Below are 1,352 nucleotides of genomic sequence, written 5' to 3' on the forward strand. Positions count from 1 at the left end.
CACCTGGACGACGCTCGGGGACCCGACCAAGGCCCCCGACGGCTACACCGCCTTCGCGACCGGCCGCCAGAACTTCGTGAACATGGGCCTGCTGGACTCCCAGGCGATCACGGACTACGCCCGCGCCCAGGACGCGGCCCACGGCGCCGTCGCCCCGGACTTCGGCAAGAACGGCGTGCCGGTCACCGACGCCCCCGCCTCGGTCGAGGCCGGGCAGGCCGTCGGCCTGACCCTCGGGGACCTCGTGGTGGACTCCGACGGCGCCCCCGCGGCGACCGCGGTCGACGTCGCCTTCCGCACGGCCGACGGCGTCGAGACCGCCCTGGGCACCGTGGCCGTCCCCGCGGGCTCCGAGACCGTCACGCTCTCCGGGATCACCGCCCCCGCCGCCGCGGGCACGGGCGAGCTCGTGATGACCGTGCGCTACGCCGACGGCAGCACGACCGTGGTGCGCCATGCCCTCGAGGTCACCGCGGCCCCGACCCCCACCGAGCCGGAGCAGCCCCCCCCCACCCACCCGGGCAAGGGTCATGGCAAGGGCCAAGACAATGGGGGCGACCACCCGGGCCAGGGCCGCGTGAAGGGCGAGGACCACCCGGGCAAGGGCCGCGGCGTGCAGCGCGGCGCCGCCACGCACCCCGTCTTCTCCGCCCATGCCTGGCTGACCGCCGCGGGCCTGCCGCGCTGACCCATCGAGAGAGATCGAGACGAGGACGACATGACCCCCCTGCCCCGCTTCGCCGCGCGCACCGCGGTGACCACCGCCGCCCTGGCCCTGCTCGCCCCCGCCGTGGCCCTGCCCTCCCAGGCCAGCCCGGCCGGCGACTCCCTCGTCATCAACGAGGCGTACACCAACGGCGGCTCCGCGAACGCCGTGTACACCCACAAGTTCGTGGAGCTCTACAACCCCACTGACCAGCCGATCAGCCTCGACGGCTGGTCCCTGCAGTACCGCTCCGCCGCCGGCACGGCCGCGACCCAGGGCACGGTCGCACTGTCCGGCACGGTGCCCGCGCAGGGCCACTTCCTGGTCTCCGGCGGCTCCAACGGCACCGCGGGCGCCGCCCTGCCGGAGGCGGACCTCGTGGCCGGCGGGGCGTTCACCCCCGCGGCCACCAAGGGCACGATCGTGCCCGCACGCCTGGCGGGCACCGTGACGGACCTGCCGGTCGGCTCCGTGGTGACCGGTCAGGTGCCGGGCGTCGCGGACGTGCTCGGCTACGGCGCCACGAACACCTTCGAGACGGCGGCCGCCGGCGCCCCCTCGGCCAACGCGGACCCGAAGTCCCTCACGCGCACGAACGGCGTGGACACGGACGACAACAGCGCCGACTTCGCCGTCACCGACCAGG

General features: G+C 75.4%; 1 protein-coding gene and 1 pseudogene. Both read left to right on the forward strand.

The window, feature by feature from the left end; genetic code table 11:
* Positions 1–688: pseudogene (locus tag AB0N07_RS51090) on the forward strand (hypothetical protein); the annotation flags it as partial.
* A gap of 30 nt (positions 689–718) precedes the next feature.
* Positions 719–1,352: lamin tail domain-containing protein (locus AB0N07_RS51095; protein ID WP_365847848.1), on the forward strand; the 634-nt coding region annotated here is incomplete at its 3' end.

Source organism: Streptomyces sp. NPDC051172, from assembly GCF_040682555.1.
In the GTDB taxonomy this organism is placed as follows: domain Bacteria; phylum Actinomycetota; class Actinomycetes; order Streptomycetales; family Streptomycetaceae; genus Streptomyces.